A 19304-nucleotide genomic window follows, 5' to 3' on the forward strand; every position below is an offset into this window, starting at 1 on the left:
GGACAACACACCACCCACAGCGAGGAGAAGGTCATGTGCCTGGCGGTACCCGGCAGAGTGCTGGACATCGAGGAGCGTGACGGCACACGGATGGCCACCGTCGACTTCGGCGGTGTGGTCAAGGAGGTGTGCCTGGAGTACCTGCCCGACCTCCAGGTCGGCGAGTACGCCATCGTCCACGTCGGATTCGCCCTGCAACGCCTGGACGAGGAGTCGGCCAAGCAGACGCTCGATCTGTTCGCCACCCTCGGAATGCTCCAGGAGGAGTTCGGCGACCCCTGGGAACTGGCCGCGGAGGCCGGTGGATCCCCGTTGCCGGCCGGCGACGGCGCACCTGTGGAGGCACAGAAGTGAAGTACATCGACGAGTTCCAGGACCCGGACCTGGCGCGTCGGCTGCTGGACGACATCCACGCGGCCGTCACGAGGCCGTGGGCACTGATGGAGGTCTGCGGGGGCCAGACGCACACCATCATCCGGCACGGCATCGACCAGCTGCTCCCGGACCAGGTGGAGCTCATCCACGGGCCGGGCTGCCCCGTCTGCGTGACCCCGCTGGAGGTCATCGACAAGGCGCTGGAGGTCGCTTCCCGACCCGGGGTGATCTTCTGCTCGTTCGGGGACATGCTGCGCGTGCCCGGTACGGGCCGCGACCTGTTCCAGGTGCGCAGCGAGGGCGGTGACGTCCGGGTGGTCTACTCACCGCTGGACGCCCTCAAGATCGCCCAGCAGAACCCGGACCGTGAGGTGGTGTTCTTCGGTATCGGTTTCGAGACGACCGCGCCGCCCAACGCCATGACGGTGTATCAGGCCCGCAAGCTGGGCATCCGCAACTTCAGCCTGCTGGTGTCCCACGTGCTGGTGCCCCCGGCGATCGAGGCGATCATGCGCTCGCCGAACTGCCGCGTCCAGGCGTTCCTCGCGGCCGGGCACGTGTGCAGCGTGATGGGCACGGGGGAGTACCCGGAGCTGGCCGAGCGGTTCCGGGTCCCGATCGTGGTGACGGGATTCGAGCCGCTGGACATCCTCGAAGGCGTACGCCGGACCGTACTCCAGCTGGAGCGCGGCGAGCACACCGTCGACAACGCGTACGCACGCGCCGTGCGCCCGGAGGGCAACCCGGCCGCGCGGGCCATGCTGGCGGACGTGTTCGAGGTGACCGACCGGGCCTGGCGCGGAATCGGGGTGATCCCGGCGAGCGGCTGGCGGCTGTCGGAACGCTACCGGGAGTACGACGCGGAACACCGCTTCTCGGTCAGCGGCATCCGGACGCTGGAGCCGGCCGAGTGCCGGAGCGGGGAAGTGCTTCAGGGCTTGCTGAAGCCGCACGAGTGCGAGGCGTTCGGCACCGTCTGCACCCCTCGCACACCGCTGGGCGCCACCATGGTCTCCAGCGAGGGCGCCTGCGCCGCGTACTACCTCTACCGGCGGCTGGACCTTCCGGCCGCCGCGGCCTCCAAGACCGCCGCGGCCGCCGAGCACGCTGGGGCCTCCGGGACTCCTGCGCCCGACTCGACGCCTGTGCCGACTGCGACTGCGACCGCTGCCCCTGCCCCGCACGCGCCCCGGGAGGCGAGCCCCGTTGTCTGACACCACCACCGAGCCGCACGCGCCGGTACCGGACCTGACGGCCTGGACCTGCCCGGCTCCCCTCCGTGACCAGAACCGCGTCGTGATGGGCCACGGCGGCGGCGGCGCGCTCTCGGCCGAACTCGTCCAGCACATCTTCGCCCCCGCCTTCGGGGGAGAGGTACTGGCACAGATGGGCGACGCCGCGGCGCTGTCCCTGGGCGGCGTGCGGCTGGCCTTCTCCACCGATTCGTACGTGGTGCGGCCCCTGTTCTTCCCCGGCGGCAGCATCGGCGACCTCGCCGTCAACGGCACGGTCAACGACCTCGCGATGAGCGGCGCCCGCGCCGCCTACCTCTCCTGCGGATTCATCCTGGAGGAAGGCGTCGAGCTGTCCGTGGTGGGCCGGGTCGCCGAGGCGCTGGGCGCGGCGGCGCGCGCGGCCGGGGTCGAAGTGGCGACGGGTGACACCAAGGTCGTGGAGGCCGGGCACGGCGACGGGATCTTCATCAACACAGCCGGCATCGGACTCATCCCGCCGGGCGTCGACCTGCGCCCCCAGCGGGTCGTCCCCGGCGACGTCGTGATCGTCAGCGGCGCCATCGGCGTGCACGGCGTGGCGATCATGAGCGTACGCGAGGGCCTGGAGTTCGGGGTCGAGATCGAGAGCGACTGCGCGGCGCTCGGCGGCCTGGTCGACGCGATGCTCGCCGTCACCCCCGACCTGCACGTCCTGCGCGACCCCACCCGTGGCGGACTGGCCGCCGCGCTGAACGAGATCGCGGCGGCCGCCGGCGTCGGCGTGGTCGTCCAGGAGCGGAACGTACCCGTCCCGCCGGCCGTCGCCAACGCCTGCGCCATCCTGGGGCTGGACCCCCTGTACGTCGCCAACGAGGGCAAACTCGTGGCGTTCGTACCGCGCGAGCACGCCGACGCCGTCCTGGACGCGATGCGGGCGCATCCGCTGGGCGCGGACGCCCAGGTGATCGGTGAGGCGGTGGACGCGCATCCCGGCATGGTGGTGGCCCGTACGGGTCTGGGCGGCACCCGCGTGGTCGACCTGCCGATCGGGGAACAGCTCCCGCGCATCTGCTGAGGCCCGCACCTCCGACGCACCTGCGACGCACCTCCGGGGCCCCGGAGGTGCGTCGCCGCATGACCGGGCGCGGCCGGGATCGGGACGGGGGAACTAGCCGGGCCGGCGCTTCGAGGGTGGATCCTGGGGGTCCACACCGGTGAACGCCGAGGCGTCCCTGGTGCCGCTCGGGCGCTGCGAGCGGCCCTTGCGGCCGGTGTCCCGCATGCCCTCCTCGGACTGGTCGCCGTACTCCTCGCCGCGCTGACTGTCGCTCTTGACCGTGTCGCCGGGGACGGGCTTCTTCTCCTCGCGGGAGGGCTTGCGTCCCGGCCCCTTTTCCGGAGCGTGCTCATCGGGATGGAACGAGCGGCGGGCGCTCGGATTGTCCTGCTGACTGGTGTCGTCCACGTCGGGGGCCCAGCCGTGCTGCTCGGTCCCTTGGTGACGGCTCGGCCCCTCGCCGTGCGAGGGCTCGGATGGCTTCGATTTCTTGGGCATGAGCCGACCTGCCTCCTGTGCGTGCGAAGACGCGCTCGACTGCGCACCTTCCTGGTTACCCGAATCCTTCCACTTCGTGGCGAAATGAGCACATTGCCGAGTGGTCGTGGGGTGACCTCTGAACCGCGCGGTGCGGTGCGGGAGGCCGGGACCGCGCCTCTACTGGCCGGTAAGCCCGTCGGCATCGCCTCTCAGGCAGGCGAGCAGCTCGCGGCCCCCGTCCCCGCCGCTGACGAGGCTCCCGGGGAAGGGCGGCGTGCGGGCATGAGGGCATGAGGGCGTCGTACGACAGACGTGTCCGCGAGCCTCCGCCCTCCTGACGCGGCTGGTGATTGACTGAACCGCATGCCGCTAGACGATTACGGAGTGCTGTCGGGGACCCTGCACCGTCACTTCCGCGACCAGCCCGACACCCAGGGCCGCTGGTTCCACGTCAACCTGGAAGTCGACGCGCCGGCGGGCCGGTACCGCTGCGCTGTCGACGTGGACAGCAAGCAGTCCACCACCGGCGTCCAGTGGAAGGTCTTCACCCTGGAGGCGTCGGCGCTCGGTCCAGTGGCCGGACAGGAACCGGGCTACCAGGACCTGGCCCGGAGTCCCGGGTCAGGTGCGCTCGACTACATCCGGCATCCCGCTTTGGTGAACCGCGCCGGCTGCGTCTTCGTACGACGGCCGCCTGCCTGGCTTCAGGCTGTGCTCAACAGGCTGAACCCGCCTCGGCCGTGGACCTCCGGGTCCAACCTGGACGCGGCGCAGGCTCTCGAACCCATCCTTGTTCCCGGACGGGTCGTCATGGTCTTCGGAGAGCCGTTCGGCCAGGGTCTCGGCATGCACAACATCCATCAGAACCAGGGCGACCCCTACGGCAGTCAGTGGTGGGACGAAAACGGCATCTGGCAGGACGGGGCGACGATGACCCGGCGGCCCGACGGCCGGTTCGACGTGTTCCTGTCGAAGTTCTCCACCCAGGCCGACCGCACGGACAACGACGGTCACCCCGCGTAGGTACGACGCGTACCGGGCAGTCACCGACTCAGTTCTTCGCCGCCGTGCGGGGCTGGCGCCGGCAGCGGAACTGCCGCTCGTGACTGCCGCACCAGCGGGGCCCGGAGTCCTACCGTCGGTTTCCGGCGGACAGCGGCGGAGTGGCCGCGGCTGCGCCTCTTCGTACCGGGAGTGCCCATGAAGAAGAACCGGCTGGCAGCAGGCGGCGCGGCGGCGGCGATCGCCGTCGGAATAGCCGTCGGGGCGGCGGCGCCCGCGAGCGCCGCCTCCGCCGAGCGGATCAGCTCTGTGCAGGAGTTGCACGCACACGTGGCGAAGGCGGTGGCGCTGGAGTCGACCCAGGCGGGCACGCTCGGCGACCCGGTCGGCCAGAAGGTCACCGAGTCGGTCGAGAGCTGACGGCGGTGGGCACCGTGGGAGTCGCGCGACGCGACGGATCGGAGCAGGCGCCGGAGCAGGTTGCGGTCACCTGGTGTCCGAGCGGGGCCGCGGACCGGCCGGAGTCGCAGGTGCTCGGTGTCCGTTCCGGTCAGGACGGGCAGGTCGTGTACCTGGAACAGCCGGTCGCGGCCGCCGATGTGCTCGGGGCGGTTCCGGCGGGCATCGAACCGACCCGCGTACTGAGGTTCGCCTCGCACTGCGTGTCCGCGTGCGCGCACCGGCGGGGCAACGACTGCACGCTCGTCGAGCGCGTGCAGACGCTGCCCGCGGCTCGCGAGGAGCGGTCGGTCCCACGGTGCCACCTCCGCAGTCGGTGCCAGTGGTGGCAGCAGGCAGGGGTCTCCGCCTGCGACCGGTGTCCGGCCGTCACCACAGCGACCTTCCGCGAGGACCCTCTCGCCACGCTGGTCGCGGATCCGGCAACCACGCCGGAGCAGCTGAACGCGTGGATCGCCGCTGCACCGGACGGACCCGAGGCTCCGGAAGGCCGGGAACTGCCCATGCGGGGGTCGTCGTAACGTTGAACTCACCCTGGGCCGTGCGAATCCGCCCGGCCCCCGCTTGACCGGCGCCACTGCGACAGAACGACAACCGAATGCTCAGTACGGCCGGTGCGTCCGAGGAGAACTTCTCCCCGGACGCACCGGCCGTTCACCGCCCGGTTGAGCGTGGACGTGGATTCTGTCCTTGCTGCCACCGGGTCCGGCGTTCACGACATCCTCAGCCCTGGACACGAGCTGATCGGCGGACTGTCCTTGCTCACCGACGGTCAGTGGTTCTGGTACTCGGACCTCGCCCACTACGTCGAGCGGCACCACGTCACCCTGGACGAGCGGTTCATCCAGCACGCCCGAAGCCGGAACTGGGCCCCGCCCCAGTTGACCCGTGCCGAGCTCGTCGGGATTGAAGAGGCCGTGTTCGACAACGAAGGTGCTTGACCTCACCCGTTGGCGGTCTGGCTTACGGCACAGCGCCATGAAATGTCTCCTGAACGGCTGAGGGTTTGCCGTCGGTCGCGGACTCCCGCCACGTCCGTACGGCCCGCCCGGGGTTTCATCCGTCACCGGCCACCGAGGTCAACCGCTTCGGCCGGTGGATCGGCCAGGGCCAGTGCCACGGCGGCGTGGTGACCCTCCGGGGCGAGGATGTCTCTGAGGGCCCAGCCCGGCGGTGGGGTCGGGTCCGGGCCGGCACCGACGTAGTCGGCCGCGGGGTCGGCGGAGAGACCGACGCCGGTGCCCTTGAGGTAGGCCTCCTTGCGGGTCCACACCCGGGTGAAGGCCGGCGGACGCTCGGAGGCAGGGAGGACGGCGAGTTCGGCCGCCTCCCTGGGGTGCAGTACATCGGCGGTCTCGGCGATGGCCGCCGCGTCCGGCACCGGTTCCACGTCCACGCCCACCGGGGTGGACGCGAACGCGAGCAGGCTCAGACCCTCGCAGTGCGACAGGGAGAAGTGCAGGGTGCCACCCGGCAGGACGGGTTTGCCGTGCGGCTCGTCGCAGTGCGCGCACGGCGCGCGCTCGACGACCACGTCACGGGCGGCCATCCCCAGGTACGCGCCCAGCAGCCGGCGCAGCGCCACATGGGCGCACACATATCCGTCCCGGTCGGCGGACCGTACGAACTCCGCGGCGCGGGCCAGTTCCACGGAGTCCAGGGTGTCGGGGGCGTGCCGGGCGGCGTGCGCGCGGTACTCGGTGGTGTCCACCAGCCACAGCCCCGGACCCGCCGGGGACGGGGCGGTGCCGGCGGGTCCGGCGCCGGACAGCCGGCGGGGGACCAGCAGCCGTCCGGTGGTCATAGCGGCCATGTCGGGTGCCTCCAGTTCGGGTGGGCGGATCACGCGGGGGCGGCGACGGGGCTGTCGGCGGTACCTGGTGCGGGCTTTTCACGGGTCTGTTCGCCCGGTGCGCCCGGGACCAGGTCTCCGGCGGGTCGCCGGTGCTCGGTCGCCCCGGCCGGTCCCTCGACGCGGTTCTCGTACTCGGCGGCCTGCGCCGGGCTCTCGCCGGTGGGCCGCTGCCGCAGCGCGAGGACGGCTGCGACGGGGGACACAGCGGCGATCGCCCCGCACAGGAGCCAGGTCTGCTGTACGCCCAGCACCAGCGACAGCGAGCTGAAGAGGGCGATGGACAGCGGAGCGGTGCCGATCCCGGCGAGTGACAGGGTCGACATCGCCGCCCCCATCCGATCCTGTGGGGCGGCCTGCTGATAGAGCGTCACGATGGCGGGCCCGTTCAGCCCGGACAGCAGACCGACCGCCGCGGCCACCGCCGTCAGCGAGAGCGGCGAGGCCATCAGCGCCATCATCGTGATGCCCACGGCCAGCCCGGCCCCGGTCACGACCAGCCGGACGAACACCGGGATGCGGTGGGCGAACGCCGCGCCGAGCGCGCTGGAGGCCAGCGCGCCGAAGCTGAAGGCCGCCAGCACCATGGCCACCGCGCCGACTCCCCAGCCGCGCTGGTGCGCGAGCAGCGGCAGGGCCACCTCGGCAGGCCAGCTGAACGCCATGTCCAGGCAGAGGCAGGCGACGAACATCCAGCGCAGTCGCGGATACCGTGCCAGCAGCCGGAATCCGTCGCCGGACCGTCGCAGCAGGGACGGGCCGCCCTGCTGCCGTACGGGACGGGTGAAGCCGTGGGTGATGTACAGCAGGCAGCCCAGCCAGATCGCGCCGGTGACGGCGGCCGCCACGAACGCCACCCACAGTTCGCCGACGGTGATCAGCCAGGCCCCGGCCGGGGTGCCGAGGATGGGGGCGACCCGGAGCACCGTCGCGTACGCCGAGTTGGCGCGCGCGAGCTGGTCGCCGCTCGCGAACCGTGGCAGCAGTACCCCGGAGGCCGGGCCGGCCAGCCCGAGGAGCATGCCCTCCACCAGGGCGATCAGCACCAGCGGCCACAACTCGTGGGTCGTGGCCGTGACCACCGCGCCGACCCCGAGCAGGGCCGCGCGTGCGCTGGTGGTACGGAGCAGGACGAAGCGTGGCCCCAGGGTGTCGGCAACGGCCCCGCCGAAGACGAGCATCAGGGCGCGGGGCACGGTCGCCGCCAGCATCAGGAGGGTGACCGCCTTGGTGCCGCCCATCTGCACGGCGGTCCAGTTCATCGCGATCAGCAGGCCGAAGCTTCCGAGCTGGACTGCCGCCTGGCCGCCGACGAGCGCGCTGACGCGGCCCCAGGGAACGGCGGCGCGCTCCGGGGCTGCGGAGGTGGACGTGGGTGAGGTCGCGGTCATCGGGATTTCCTTCGGGTGGCGGGTGGGGTGCGTGTGGTGGGTGGGGTGCGTGTGGTGGGTGGGGTGCAGGGGGTGGCTTTGGTCGACGAGACGGATGTGATGGATGTGATGGATGTGGCGGGCGTGGCGGGCGTGGTGGATGTAGCGCGCGTGGTGGGGAAGGCGGCGGTGACGGCGTGCGCGCCGGCCCGCTCGGCGGTGCGGGCCAGCGCGGCCGGGCCTGCCGGGGTGCCGAGCACGCGGAGCGCCAGGTGGCCGCCGACGTGGGCCCGGCCGGTACGGGCGAGCCGGCGGGCGGCGGCCTGTCCGGCGGCCCGGGCCGCGACGACCGGGGAGCCCGGAGCCACCGTGACGCCGGGCAACGAACTGTCCGGCAGGAACCGGGCCCGGACGGCGAAGCCGGGGCCCGGACGCCCACGCAACGGCCGCAGCTCCGGCGACCGGCCCCGCCGCACGGCCGCCACCCGGCCCGGGCCGGCACCGGAGCCGGGGCCCGGACGCCCACGCAACGGCCGCAGCTCCGGCGACCGGCCCCGCCGCACGGCCGCCACCCGGCCCGGGCCGGCACCGGGCACCGCTGTGTGGCGCGGCCGTCTCACGCGGAGGCGGCTGCTCCTGAGGCGGGCGTTGGCCGGTCGCCCGGCCCGCCGGGCCGCCCGGGCCCGTGCCGGGCTCGGCCCGGCGGCGGGCGCCTCCGATTTCCCGGCACCGGACCGGCTGCGGGGCCGGTTCATCGCCGGGGTCCCACCGGAACCGCGGTGGACCCCGCGTCGGCAGCGGCGGCCGGAGGCCAGAGGTCCGCCCGGCTCAGAGCCGACGGACGATACTGGCCCAGAGCGCTGATCAGCAGCCGCAGTTCCAGCGCAAGAGCCTCCGTCAGCCGCTCCAGGCCGTGCTCCGGATCCTCGTCCACGGCGAGCAGGGCCGCCCGGCCGAGGCCGACCGCCGTGGCGCCGAGCGCGAGCGCGCGCACCGCCCGGCCGCCTTCCCACATCCGGCCGGAGGCCAGCAGACTCGCACCCTCGGGGCGGTCGATCAGACCGAGGCAGGCAGCCAGCGGCAGCCCGACCCCGTCCAGGAACACCCGAGGCGCCCAGCCGGTGCCGCCTTCCGCGCCGTCGACGGTGACCGCGTCCGCCCCGGCCGCCCACGCCGTCCCGGTGGCGGCGCCGATGTCGCGGCCCGGGTGGAACTTCACCCACGTACGGGCGAGCGGGAAATTGTTCCGCATGAAGCGCAGTTGCTGGCGGACGATCTCCTCGGTGAACGTGCCCGGCGTCGCGCAGCGCAGCCGCCCGCCGTCCGCACCGAGCTCCTCGCCGAGCGTGAACCGGCATGCCGCGGCGAGCCGTTCGGCCTCTGCCGCGCCGACCACGGTCATGCCGCCCAGACCCGGCTTGGCGCCCTGGCCGATCTTCAGCTCGAACCCGAGCCGGCCCGAGTCACGCAGGGCCCGCGACGCCGGGTCGCTGTACAGGAGGTTCCACACCTCGGAGTCGGCGTCCTCGGTGGACTGCTGCACCACCACGCCGCCGACGCCCTCGGCCGCCGCCTCCGTGTACGCCTCGACCCGGGCCAGCAGCACCGAGCGGTAGCCGTGCACCGGCACCATGTTCTCGCCGACGACCATCGGGATGCCGAGCCGGCCCGCCTGACGGGCCGCTGCCACCGCCAGGTCCCCGCTGCCGGCCCGCGTGGAGCCGAACGCGGAGAGATACAGGGGCAGTTCGGATGCGAACCCGCCGACTCCGGTGCGCAGGTCCACGTCGCCGTGGCCGGGCTCCCGGCCGAGTTCGATCAGCTTCTCCAGCCGTCGTGGCATGAACACCGGCGGCACCAGGCGCAGCGCGTCCAGCTCGTCGGGGACGGTCGCGGCGGCGGTCGCGGCGGTGGCGGGGCCGCTGCCGTGACCGGCGCCGAACAGCCCGGTCCCGTACGCACCGGCCGGCGGGAAGACCTCCGCCGCGCCCCGCCGGGCCCGGGCCCGTACCCCCTCCTCGGGGAAGCCGCCCGCCGTCAGGGAGGTCGCGTTCACGGCGCGATCACCCCCGGCAGCTTCGGGTAGGCGCTGACCTGCCACAGGGCATCCAGACCGGTCAGGAAGCGGACCAGGCGCTGGAGCCCCATGCCGAAACCGGCGCTGGGGGACAGCCCCTCGCGGGCCAGCTCCAGGTACCAGGCGTACTTCGCCGGGTTCTCGCCGCTCTCCCGCATCCGGGTGACGATCGTCGCGTAGTCGGCCTCCCGCTCGCTGCCGCTGACCAGCTCGCCGTAACCGCCGTGCGCGATGAGGTCGAAGTTGCGCAGTACGCCGGGACGCGCGGGGTCCTCCCGGTCGTAGAAGCCGCGCGAGCCCTTGGGGTAGTCGTTGACGAAGAAGGGGCAGCCGGCGTCCAGGGACAAGATCCGCTCGGCCTCCCAGTCGATCTCCGCGTCCGGGCTCTGCGCGTGACCGAGCGCGGCCAGCCGGGCGACGGCCTCCTCGTGCGTGCACGTCTCGAACTTCCCGGCCCGCAGCTCGTCGAACTCGCTTTCGCTGCGGCCCAGTTCGCGAAGGACATCGGGGACGGCCGTCCACACGTGCTCCACCACCCGGGCCAGCAGCCCGGCGGCGATCTCCTGCACGTCCTGCCGGCTCGCCCCGGCCATCTCCACGTCGATCTGGTGGAACTCCACCAGGTGCCGGCCGGTGCCGGCGGTCTCGGGCGGCTCCACCCGTACGTTCGGGGCGATGTAGAACAGCTTCGGGAAGCCGCTCAACGACGCCTGCTTGTAGAGGATCGCGCTGGTCATCAGCTTGTACGGCTGACCGTAGTAGTCCACGTCGAGAGCCTTGGCGCCCCGCCCGCCCGGATCGGTGACCGGGCCCACCAGCGGGGGCAGCAGCTCGATGAAGCCCTCGCCGCGCAGGAACTCCCGCGTCGCGTACAGCGCTTCCTGCTGGACGAGCATCGCCGACCGCAGACGCGGCGACCTCAAGTGCTCACCGAGAGGCGGAGGCGTGGGGGTGTGGGCGTGTTCCATGTCGGTCGACTCCAGACGGTCGGGGGATCAGGAAAGGTCAGTCGGTGACGGGGGCGTCGTAGCGGGCCGCGACGCCGTGCAGCGCGGCCAGCAGCCCGTCGGAGGTCAAGGGAGTGCGGGCGCCGCCCGGGGCGAGGTACGGCACGACCGGCATCGCCCCGGTCTCCGCCCAGCGCAGCCGGCCGCCGGAGTCGACGAAGCTGCGGGAGCGGCCCGCGTTGTCGGGGTGCAGGCAGTACGGAACGTCCAGTACGCCCCGTGCGAAAGCGGTGCGCAGGGCGCGCCCGAGGTCCGTGCCCAGTTCCAGTACGGCCTCGACGAAGGCCCGCGCCTCGCGGTACACCTCGCTGTCGGCCGTCTCGGCGGACCACGGCTTTGTCAGCGGCGGCTGTTCGCGGCGGGCGGCACGTTCCGCGCTCGCCGCCGCGGTCCTCAGGGCGCGTACGTTCTCCCGTACGGTCGGGATGCGGTGCGCCTCGGCCGCCGTCTTGACGATCAGCCGCTGCGCCCCGGCGTGCACGGCCAGCCGGGCGGAGCCCTCCAGCAGTCGCCTCGCACCGTGCTCGGTCCGGGGGAACACCCCCATGTACGTGTAGAGCACCACGTGCCGGTCGGTCTCCGGGGGCAGGAACTCGGCGGCCAGCCGGTGCAGGGCCCGTACGGCCTCGGTGTCCTGCACGGGGTCGGTCTGCTGGGCGTAGCTGAGGGAGACGCTGCGGATGCCGTGCCGGGTGAAGAAGAGGCCCTCCAGCAGGCTGAGCGCCACCAGGAGCCCCGGGGGGCAGAGCTGTCCGAGCATGCAGCCGCCGAAGCTCTCCACGTGCGGCACCCCGGGATCGGGGACCAGCGTCGCGAGGAGTTCGCAGGCCCGCGCCCAGTTGGTCACCGACTCCGCGAGCGGGGTGCGGCCGTAGGGCAGGCAGTACGAGACCGGCCCGCCCTCGGTGGCGTCCAGGCCGGCCGCGGCGAGGGCTCGGACGATGGCCTCGGGCCGCGAGGAGCCGTGCCGTACCTGCACGGGGAACGAGGGGCCGAGGATCCCGTCGAGCATGGCCCGGGTCCGCTCCGCGGGGTGGGCGGCGATCGGGTACCCGTTGAGCGGGACGCCCTCCGCGAGGGCCGCGCGGGCCGCCGCGTGGTCACCGACCCGGGTGTAGCTGTCGATGGTGAGGGTGCCGACTGTGGCCGCCGCCACGGACCGGGTGCCGGCCAGGCCCGCCCGCATGCGATCCGGGTCGGCGAACCCCATCCGGGGCTGGACCACCAGCCGGCCCGCCGCCGCGGCCCGCGCTACGAACCCGCCGAAGGAGGCCGGTCCGGGCACGCCGGGCCCGGCGGACCGGTGACCGGGGCGGAGGTCGCCGTCCCGGCGGTCCGCCGGGGGAGCGAGGAGCGCACCGGCGGAACTCATGCCACGGCCCGGGGCGCTGTCGGCGCGGGCGCGGCGGCCAGCGCGGCCGTGAACGCGCGCAGGGCCTCGACGTCCCCGTCGTCGAAGACCGCGGTGCAGCCCGCGTCCAGGAGCAGAGCCCGCTGGGCCGGGTCGGCCCGGCCGGCGACGCCGAGCTTGCCTCCGACGACCACCGGGACCTGAACTCCGGCGGACCGCAGGGCTCGTACGGCGGACAGGCCGTCGCGGTAGCCGTGGCCGTTGACGCTGCTGACGACGACCAGCTCGGGCCGGGGCTCCGCACAGGCCGCCACGAGCAGGTCGTCGGGAACGCACGGGCCCAGGCCGGTCACCCGGTGCCCCTGCTCCTCCATGAACAGCTGGAGGTAGACAAGGTTCCAGGTGTGGGAATCCGATGCAGTACCGGCCAGCAGTATCTTCAAACTCCGTCGTCGCATGCCCAAAATATAGGAACGGATGAGGGGAGAAAGAGGAAGTTGCGGCGGCAGAAGCGGCGGAATCAAGGAAAGCGGGAAACCGCACGGCCGGCCCAACTGACGGTGCCTTCCGGGGAAAACGCCGAGCCGCGGTCCGGAATTCTCCGGACCGCGGCTCTCGGTCTTCGAGCTGCGCCCCCTGGGCGGCGGGGCGGGGGATCAGGCGTACTGGGCGAGCAGGCTCTTCGGCCGGATGTCGGTCCAGTGCTCCTCGACGTACGCCAGTGCCTCGTCCCTGGCTCCGGCCCCCCACACACTGTCCCAGCCTGCGGGTATCTCGCTGAACGCCGGCCACAGGGCGTGCTGGCCCTCGGCGTTGACCACCACGTGGAAGCTGCCCTCGGTGTCGTCGAAGGGGTTCGTCATGACAGACTCCTCATTTTCTCGGAAAGAATACGGCCGATCAATTCAAGGGGTTCGGGTTCGCCCATCCTGGTATGGATGACACCGACGGTGTGCCTTTCAATTGCTCCTTCCACGTAGGGGATCCAGGATTCGCAAAGGGTGTTCTCCGGGGCGCCTTCTCCCTGAGCCGCGAAGAACAGCATGTCCGTCTTCACCGGCCGTGGCGCGTAAAGGTTCATGATTTCTGCGTGATCGATGGAGGCGCCGATCACCGAGCGGATCTCGCCGTCGGAGAAACCGCCCAGCACCGGGTCGGTCTCCCGCACGAGCCCGATCAGGGCCGCAACGTCGAAGGGGGCGTCCTCGGGTTCGTCCGTGGCGTCGCCGACCAGCATCTCCCGCTTCTGCGCCGGGGTCATCCGCCGGCGCTCCGGCTCCGTGGGCAGCAGGTGCACGTCCATCATGGCCAGCAGCCCGGTCCGCTCGCCCAGTTCGGCCAGCCGCACCGCCAGGGCGTGCGCGACGGTTCCGCCGAACGACCAGCCGAGGAAGTGGTACGGGCCGTGCGGCCGCACCCGCCGGATGTGCTCCAGGTAGTCCTCGGCCATCTCCTCGACCGACCGGGGACTGTGCCCGAGTTCCGACAGCGCCCGTGCCTGGATCGCGTAGAGCGGCTGGTCCGGCCCCAGGTGCCGGCCCAGACCCACGTACGACCAGCCCACGCCCGTACCCGGGTGGATCGCGAACAACGGCGGGCGGGAGCCGCCCGGCTGGAGCGGCAGCAGCACCCCCATCGGGTCAAAGCCCGACGGCTCGTCGGCGAGCAGCCTCGCGACCGTCGGCGTACGGAACAGGTCCCGTACGCCCCTCTCCAGACCCAGCGCGGTGCGCATCCGGCTCACCAGCCGGACCCCGAGCAGCGAATGCCCGCCCAGCGTGAAGAAGTTGTCGTCGATACCCACCCCGTCGACGCCGAGGATCTCCTCGAACAGCCCGCACAGCACCTCCTCGCGCGGGGTGCGCGGCGGGCGCCCGGACGGGGCCGCCGCGGGTGCGGGCGCCGGCAGCGCCTTGCGGTCCGGCTTGCCGTTCACGGTCAGCGGGATCTCGTCCAGCAGGACCGCCGCCGCGGGCACCATGTGCTCGGGGAGCTCACCGCCCGCCCAGCGCAGCAGTTCCTCCCCGTCCAGCGCGTGGCCGGCGCGCGGGACGGCGTACGCCACCAGGCGTTTCCCGCCCGGCCCGTCGTCGAAGACGACCACCGCCACCTGCCCGACGCCCGGGTGCCGGGCCAGGGTCTCCTCTATCTCGCCGGGCTCGATCCGGAAGCCGCGCAGCTTGATCTGGCCGTCCGCCCGTCCCAGGAAGCGCAGTTCGCCGTCGGCCGTCCAGTGCACCAGGTCGCCGGTGCGGTACATGCGGCTGCCGTCGGCGGCGAACGGGTCGGCGACGAACCGCTCCGCCGTCAGCCCCGGCCGGCCCAGATAGCCGCGGGCGACCTGGGTGCCCGCCAGGTACATCTCCCCGGCCACGCCCACCGGAACCGGCCGCATACGCTCGTCCAGGACGTGCACCCGGGTGTTGTCCAGCGCCGCGCCGAGGTACACCCCCGGCAGGGTGCGGCAGCCGGTGTCCAGACGCTGGTGGTGGGAGGCGAACGTGGTCTCGGTCGGGCCGTAGCTGTGCACCAGAACCGTGTCCGGGCAGTGGTCCAGGACCCGCTGGAGGGCGGCCGGCGAGGCCACGTCGCCGCCGGTCCACACCTCGTCCAGCAGCTTCAGGGTGTCCAGCCCCTCGTCGGCCATGATGTGGAACAGGCCCATCGTGAAGTAGGCCGCCGTCACCCCGTGGGCGCGGATCGCGTGGTCCAGCTCGGCGAGGTCCGTACCGGAACCCGAGGCGAACACCAGCTCACCGCCGTTCAGCAGCGGCACCCACAGCTCGTACGTGGAGGCGTCGAAGCCGATCGCCGAATGCACCAGCATGCGGCGGTGGCGGGAGTGGTCCCAGCAGCGGTCCGTGACCAGCTCCACGACGTTGCGGTGGGTAACCCCGACCCCCTTCGGCTGGCCGGTCGAGCCCGAGGTGAACATGACGTACATCAGGGCGTCCTCGCCCACCGCCACCCTCGGGTCGGTGCGCCGGCAGCCGGGCACCGGAGTGTCCGCCGACAGCACCCGTACCCCTGCCGCCAGTTGCCGGGCCACCGGGGCCGCGTCGGCGTACGCCTCCTGGGTGACGAGCGCCCGCGCTCCCGTGTCCTCCATGATCATGGCGATCCTGGCGTCCGGCAGCCGGGGGTCCAGCGGCACGTACGCCGCCCCGCACTTCAGGGCCGCCAGCGCCGCCACCAGCAGGTGCGGGGTGCGGTCGAGCAGCAGCCCGACCGCGCCGTGCGGCCGCGTTCCGGCCTCGATCAGCCGGTGGGCCAGCGCGTTCGCGCGGGCGTTGAGCTCGGCGAAGGTGAGGGTCTCCTCCTCGTACCGGACCGCGACCGCCCGTGGGGTGCGGCGGACCTGCTCCTCGAACCGCTCGTGGACCAGACCGGGGAGCACCCGAGGCACCTCGGTGGCGTTGTAGCGCACCAGGATCCGGTCCGCCTCCTCCGCCGACAGCAGCGGCACGTCGCCGATCCGCGTCGCCGGGTCGGCGGCCACCGTACGCAGCAGCCGTGCCACGTGCGCCGCCAACTGGGCGGCGGTGCCCGCGTCGAAGAGGTCCAGGGCGTACTCCAGCACCCCGGCCAGGCCCGCCGGGGCACCGGAGGCGTCCCGGGTCTCCCGCAGCGCCAGCGTCAGGTCGAACTTGGTGAAACCCGACTCGGCGGCCACCGGCGTGCCGGCCAGCGGTGAGCCGTCGGCGGCGGTCCGGTCGGCCGGGTGCACCTGCACCATCACCTGCACCAGCGGGTGGTGGGCGGTGGACCGCACCGGGTTCAGCTCCTCGACGACCAGGTCGAAGGGGAGCTGCTGGTGGGCGAAGGCCGCCAGATCGCTCTCCCTGACCCGGTCCAGCAGCTCGGCGAAGGGCGGGTTCCCAGAGGTGTCGGTGCGCAGGACCAGCGTGTTGACGAAGAACCCGACCAGCTCGTCCAGCGCCTGGTCGTCCCGGCCCGCGACCACCGTGCCCAGCGGCAGGTCGGTGCCCGCGCCGTGCCGCGTCAGCACGGCGGCCAGGGCGGCCTGCACCACCATCAGCAGGGTCGCGCCGTGCTCCAGGGCCAGCGCCTCCAGCCGGGCGTGGGTGTCCGCGTCCAGGCCCGTGACCGGCGTGGCCGCGCCCCGGTGCGAGGCGTCGGCCGGCCGGGTCCGCGCGGGGGTCAGCTCCAGCACGGGCGGGGCGCCGGCCAGCCGGTCCCGCCAGTACGCGGTCTGCTCGGCGGCCACCGGCCCGGCCAGCATCCGCTGCTCCCACAGGGTGTAGTCCGCGTACTGCACCGGCAGCGGCTCCCAGGCGGGGGCGGCGCCACCGAGACGGGCGGTGTACGCGGCGGCGAGATCCGCCAGCAGCGGCCCCGCCGACCAGCCGTCGGCCGCGATGTGATGCACCAGCAGCACCAGCGTCTGCCCGCCCGGCTCACGGCCACCGTCGCTCCCCGAGGCCCGCTCCGGCCCGTCGACGGTCCCCGGTCCGGACGCCGTCTCGATGAGCCAGGCCCGGAACGGGATCTCCCCGGCCAGGTCGAACACGTGCCCCGCCGCCGCGTCCACGGCCGCCGCGACGCCCTCCGGGCCGGTCCGTGCCACCTCCAGCACCGGCCGGACCGCCTCCCGCACCTCCTGGTACGGGAGGCCGTCCCGCGCCGGGTACACGGTCCGCAGCACCTCGTGGCGTTCCGCCGTGTCGGCGAGCGCGTGGGCCAGCACGGCCGGGTCCAGCGGTCGGTCCGGCCGCAGCACGAACGGGATGTTGTACGAACGGCCCGGCCCCTCCAGCTGGTCGACGAACCACAGGCGGCGCTGCGCGTACGACAGGGGCAGCCGCTCCGGCCGGTCCGCGCGCGGCACCACGCCCAGCACGGGCCAGCCCTCGGCCGCCGCCTCGGCACCTCCCGTGTCCCGCGACGCGGCGGCGATCCGCCCGGCCAGTCCGGCCGGGGTGGGCGCGAGGAACAGGTCCCGCAGCCGAAGGTCCACGCCGAGCGCGGCCCGCACCCGGTTCATCAGCCGTACGCCCGCCATCGAATGGCCGCCGACGGCGAAGAAGTTGTCGTCCGGGCCGACCGTGTCCCGGCCGGTGATGTCGGCGAAGATCCCGCACAGCGCGGCCACGGTCCCCGGATCGGCCGCGCTCTCGCCCCCTGCCCGCGCGGGCTCCTCGCAGGAGAGCGCCGTACGGGCCGCCCGGGCGTCCAGCGCGGCCCGCTCGGCCGCCGACAGCAGCGGAGCCGAGCGCACCGGTGCGTCCCCGGCCTCGGCGAACCGGGTCAGGGCCCGTACGTACACGTCGAGCAGCAGCCGGGCCGTGGCCTCGTCGAACAGGTCCTCGGCGTAGGTCCACCACAGCGTGAGACCGCCGTGCCCGGGACGGGCCACACACGTCACGGCGAGGTCGAACTTGGCCACCTCCAGGCCGGTCTCCTCGTACCGGCCGCCGAGCGTCGCGCCGACGCGCACCGCACGGGGGTCCGTGCCGGCGTCTTCCTCCTGCACCGCCAGGGTCACCTGGAACAGCGGGTTGGCACCGGGCGCGCGGCGCGGGTTGAGGAGCTCCACCAACCGGTCGAAGGGCAGTTCCTGGTGGGCGTACGCGCCGAGCGCGGCGTCCCGGGCCCGGGCCACCAGCTCCGCGGGGCCCGCCTCCCCGGACACGTCGGTGCGCAGTACCAGGGAGTTGACGAAGAAGCCGACCAGCTCGTCGAGGGCCTCGTCGGAACGCCCGGCGACCGGTGTGCCGATCGCCACGTCGGGACCGCCGCCGCAGGCGTCCAGCGCGGTGGCGAGCGCCGCGTGCGCCACCATCAGCAGACTGGCGTCCGCTCCACCGGCCAGCGCGGCCAGCCGCGCGTGGGTCCCGGCGTCCAGTACGGCGGTGAGCGTGCCGGCCCGGCCGCTCGGTGTGGCAGGCCGGGGCCGGTCGGCGGGCAGGTCCAGCAGGGGCGGCAGCCCGGCGAGGGCGCCTTGCCAGTACGCGGCCAGGGCGGTGTCGTTCTCCAGCAGTTCCTGCTGCCAGAGCGTGTAGTCGGCGTACTGCACCGGCAGCGGCTCCCAGGCGGGGCCGTGACCGGCGAGGCGCGCGTCGTAGGCGGCGCCCAGGTCCCGCAGGAGCGGTCCCACCGACCAGCCGTCGGTGGCGATGTGGTGGGTGAGCAGGGCCAGCACACCGCTGCCGCCGTCGTCCGGCACGAAGAGGGCGGCGCGGACCGGGAGTTCGGCCTCCAGGTCGAAGGTGCCGGCGGTGAAGCGGGCGACCTCGGCGGCCACTTCGGCTTCCGGGCAGGAACGCACGGTCAGCTCGGGGCGCGGCCGGTCCAGCACGTGCTGGCGGGGCTCCCCGGCCGCGTCCGCCGGGTAGAGGGTGCGCAGCACCTCGTGGCGCTCCAACACGTCGGCGAGGGCGGCGTGCAGCGCGTCCCGGTCCGGTACGGAGTCCAGGCGGAGCACCACCGGCAGGTTGTACGTCGGAGCCGGGCCCTCCAGGCGGTTGAGGAACCACAGCCGCCGCTGGGCGAACGACAGCGGCACCCGCTCCCCGGGCACGCCGGCCGCCCCGAGGTCCACGGTGGCCCCGGCGGACAGGGCCGGCAGCAGCTCCCGCAGCTCCGGCACATCGGCGGCGCCCGCGGACCCCGCGCGCAGGGCCGCCAGCAGGGCGACGACCCGGCCGATGCCTTCCCCGGCCTCCGCGGCCCCCGCTCCGCCGTCCTCCGCGAACCCGGCCGCGGGGCCGGCCTCCCGGTCGGCGCGCAGGGCGACCGCCAGGGCCAGCTGCCCGTACGTCGTCCGGCGCTCACCGTGCACCAGCGCGACCCGCTCCGGACCGGTGGCGACCTGTACGTCGAACCGGTCCAGGGGGCCGGTCCCCGGGGCGGCAGAGGCGGGGGGAGCGGTCGAGGGCATCGCGTGGCCTCCAGGTGAGGGGTGGTGGGGTCCGGGATCGGGACCTCCTCCCGACTCCGCGCCACCACGCTACGAGCGCCGCGGCCGACCGGCGGGCAGTCCCCGCGGCAGCTCCGGCCCCTGCCGCTGCCGCCCCGAACTGCCCCTGCACGCACGGGT

Annotated in this window: 17 protein-coding genes; 7 read left to right on the top strand and 10 right to left on the bottom strand. The window is 73.5% G+C overall.

Features of this window, described 5'->3' with window-relative positions; translation table 11 throughout:
- Positions 1-33 precede the first annotated feature (33 nt).
- The 3 genes from AS594_RS32705 to hypE are packed head-to-tail and all read left to right on the top strand — an operon-like array spanning position 34 to position 2664.
- The gene (locus AS594_RS32705; protein WP_069775069.1) at positions 34-354 is read left to right on the top strand and encodes a HypC/HybG/HupF family hydrogenase formation chaperone; all 321 of its coding nucleotides are present in this window, start codon (positions 34-36) and stop codon (positions 352-354) included.
- On the top strand, positions 351-1589 hold the full coding sequence (gene hypD / locus AS594_RS32710) for a hydrogenase formation protein HypD (protein WP_079144286.1): 1239 nt from the start codon (positions 351-353) through the stop codon (positions 1587-1589). Before AS594_RS32705 ends, hypD begins: the two co-directional genes overlap by 4 nt.
- The gene (hypE, locus tag AS594_RS32715; protein ID WP_069775068.1) at positions 1582-2664 is read left to right on the top strand and encodes a hydrogenase expression/formation protein HypE; all 1083 of its coding nucleotides are present in this window, start codon (positions 1582-1584) and stop codon (positions 2662-2664) included. Before hypD ends, hypE begins: the two co-directional genes overlap by 8 nt.
- A gap of 93 nt (positions 2665-2757) precedes the next feature.
- Here hypE and AS594_RS32720 read toward each other — a convergent pair whose 3' ends face one another.
- Positions 2758-3144: a hypothetical protein gene (locus AS594_RS32720; protein ID WP_069775066.1), complete on the bottom strand. Its 387-nt coding sequence runs from the start codon at positions 3142-3144 to the stop codon at positions 2758-2760.
- 345 nt (positions 3145-3489) lie between these two features.
- On the opposite strand from AS594_RS32720, the gene AS594_RS32725 reads away from it, so the two are divergent.
- The 4 genes from AS594_RS32725 to AS594_RS32740 all read left to right on the top strand — a co-directional run bounded on the left by AS594_RS32725 (position 3490) and on the right by AS594_RS32740 (position 5528).
- Positions 3490-4149: a DUF2278 family protein gene (locus tag AS594_RS32725; protein ID WP_069775065.1), complete on the top strand. Its 660-nt coding sequence runs from the start codon at positions 3490-3492 to the stop codon at positions 4147-4149.
- Positions 4150-4326: 177 nt separating this feature from the next.
- The gene (locus AS594_RS32730; protein ID WP_069775064.1) at positions 4327-4548 is read left to right on the top strand and encodes a hypothetical protein; all 222 of its coding nucleotides are present in this window, start codon (positions 4327-4329) and stop codon (positions 4546-4548) included.
- Between the two features lie 14 nt (positions 4549-4562).
- Complete coding sequence (locus AS594_RS32735; RefSeq protein WP_107358032.1) at positions 4563-5108, top strand: hypothetical protein; 546 nt, start codon at positions 4563-4565, stop codon at positions 5106-5108.
- Between the two features lie 156 nt (positions 5109-5264).
- Complete coding sequence (locus AS594_RS32740; protein ID WP_069930114.1) at positions 5265-5528, top strand: hypothetical protein; 264 nt, start codon at positions 5265-5267, stop codon at positions 5526-5528.
- Positions 5529-5650: 122 nt separating this feature from the next.
- Here AS594_RS32740 and AS594_RS32745 read toward each other — a convergent pair whose 3' ends face one another.
- The 9 genes from AS594_RS32745 to AS594_RS32785 all read right to left on the bottom strand — a co-directional run bounded on the left by AS594_RS32745 (position 5651) and on the right by AS594_RS32785 (position 19145).
- Positions 5651-6400 (bottom strand): 4'-phosphopantetheinyl transferase family protein, encoded by a 750-nt coding sequence (locus AS594_RS32745; protein ID WP_079144792.1) that lies wholly within the window; start codon positions 6398-6400, stop codon positions 5651-5653.
- A 29-nt stretch (positions 6401-6429) separates the two neighbouring features.
- On the bottom strand, positions 6430-7830 hold the full coding sequence (locus AS594_RS32750; RefSeq protein ID WP_079148075.1) for an MFS transporter: 1401 nt from the start codon (positions 7828-7830) through the stop codon (positions 6430-6432).
- Positions 7827-8252 (bottom strand): hypothetical protein, encoded by a 426-nt coding sequence (locus tag AS594_RS32755; protein ID WP_141747186.1) that lies wholly within the window; start codon positions 8250-8252, stop codon positions 7827-7829. The genes AS594_RS32750 and AS594_RS32755 overlap by 4 nt, the downstream gene beginning before the upstream one ends.
- A 308-nt stretch (positions 8253-8560) precedes the next feature.
- Positions 8561-9865, bottom strand: coding sequence for a glutamate synthase-related protein (locus AS594_RS32760; RefSeq protein WP_069775060.1), 1305 nt, complete (start codon positions 9863-9865; stop codon positions 8561-8563).
- A complete protein-coding gene (locus AS594_RS32765; RefSeq protein WP_069775057.1) occupies positions 9862-10854 on the bottom strand; it encodes an asparagine synthetase A in 993 nt (330 codons plus the stop codon). Before AS594_RS32765 ends, AS594_RS32760 begins: the two co-directional genes overlap by 4 nt.
- A 37-nt stretch (positions 10855-10891) precedes the next feature.
- Positions 10892-12265: a methylaspartate mutase gene (locus tag AS594_RS32770; protein ID WP_079144283.1), complete on the bottom strand. Its 1374-nt coding sequence runs from the start codon at positions 12263-12265 to the stop codon at positions 10892-10894.
- Entirely contained in the window at positions 12262-12702 is a 441-nt protein-coding gene (locus tag AS594_RS32775) for a cobalamin B12-binding domain-containing protein (RefSeq protein ID WP_240509135.1), read from the bottom strand. The genes AS594_RS32770 and AS594_RS32775 overlap by 4 nt, the downstream gene beginning before the upstream one ends.
- Positions 12703-12900: 198 nt before the next feature.
- Entirely contained in the window at positions 12901-13107 is a 207-nt protein-coding gene (locus AS594_RS32780; protein WP_069775053.1) for an MbtH family protein, read from the bottom strand.
- A complete protein-coding gene (locus AS594_RS32785; protein ID WP_069935684.1) occupies positions 13104-19145 on the bottom strand; it encodes a non-ribosomal peptide synthetase in 6042 nt (2013 codons plus the stop codon). The genes AS594_RS32780 and AS594_RS32785 overlap by 4 nt, the downstream gene beginning before the upstream one ends.
- Positions 19146-19304 lie beyond the last annotated feature (159 nt).

Origin of the sequence: Streptomyces agglomeratus (assembly GCF_001746415.1) — a bacterium.
In the GTDB taxonomy this organism is placed as follows: Bacteria; Actinomycetota; Actinomycetes; order Streptomycetales; family Streptomycetaceae; genus Streptomyces; species Streptomyces agglomeratus.

Bases quoted from the DNA above. Each gene is read 5' to 3' on its own strand.
- AS594_RS32705 (WP_069775069.1), top strand. From the start codon at position 34: ATGTGCCTGGCGGTACCCGGCAGAGTGCTGGACATCGAGGAGCGTGAC.
- AS594_RS32720 (WP_069775066.1), bottom strand. From the start codon at position 3,144: ATGCCCAAGAAATCGAAGCCATCCGAGCCCTCGCACGGCGAGGGGCCG.
- AS594_RS32725 (WP_069775065.1), top strand. From the start codon at position 3,490: ATGCCGCTAGACGATTACGGAGTGCTGTCGGGGACCCTGCACCGTCAC.
- AS594_RS32730 (WP_069775064.1), top strand. From the start codon at position 4,327: ATGAAGAAGAACCGGCTGGCAGCAGGCGGCGCGGCGGCGGCGATCGCC.
- AS594_RS32745 (WP_079144792.1), bottom strand. From the start codon at position 6,400: ATGGCCGCTATGACCACCGGACGGCTGCTGGTCCCCCGCCGGCTGTCC.
- AS594_RS32750 (WP_079148075.1), bottom strand. From the start codon at position 7,830: ATGACCGCGACCTCACCCACGTCCACCTCCGCAGCCCCGGAGCGCGCC.
- AS594_RS32765 (WP_069775057.1), bottom strand. From the start codon at position 10,854: ATGGAACACGCCCACACCCCCACGCCTCCGCCTCTCGGTGAGCACTTG.
- AS594_RS32770 (WP_079144283.1), bottom strand. From the start codon at position 12,265: ATGAGTTCCGCCGGTGCGCTCCTCGCTCCCCCGGCGGACCGCCGGGAC.
- AS594_RS32775 (WP_240509135.1), bottom strand. From the start codon at position 12,702: ATGCGACGACGGAGTTTGAAGATACTGCTGGCCGGTACTGCATCGGAT.
- AS594_RS32780 (WP_069775053.1), bottom strand. From the start codon at position 13,107: ATGACGAACCCCTTCGACGACACCGAGGGCAGCTTCCACGTGGTGGTC.
- AS594_RS32785 (WP_069935684.1), bottom strand. From the start codon at position 19,145: ATGCCCTCGACCGCTCCCCCCGCCTCTGCCGCCCCGGGGACCGGCCCC.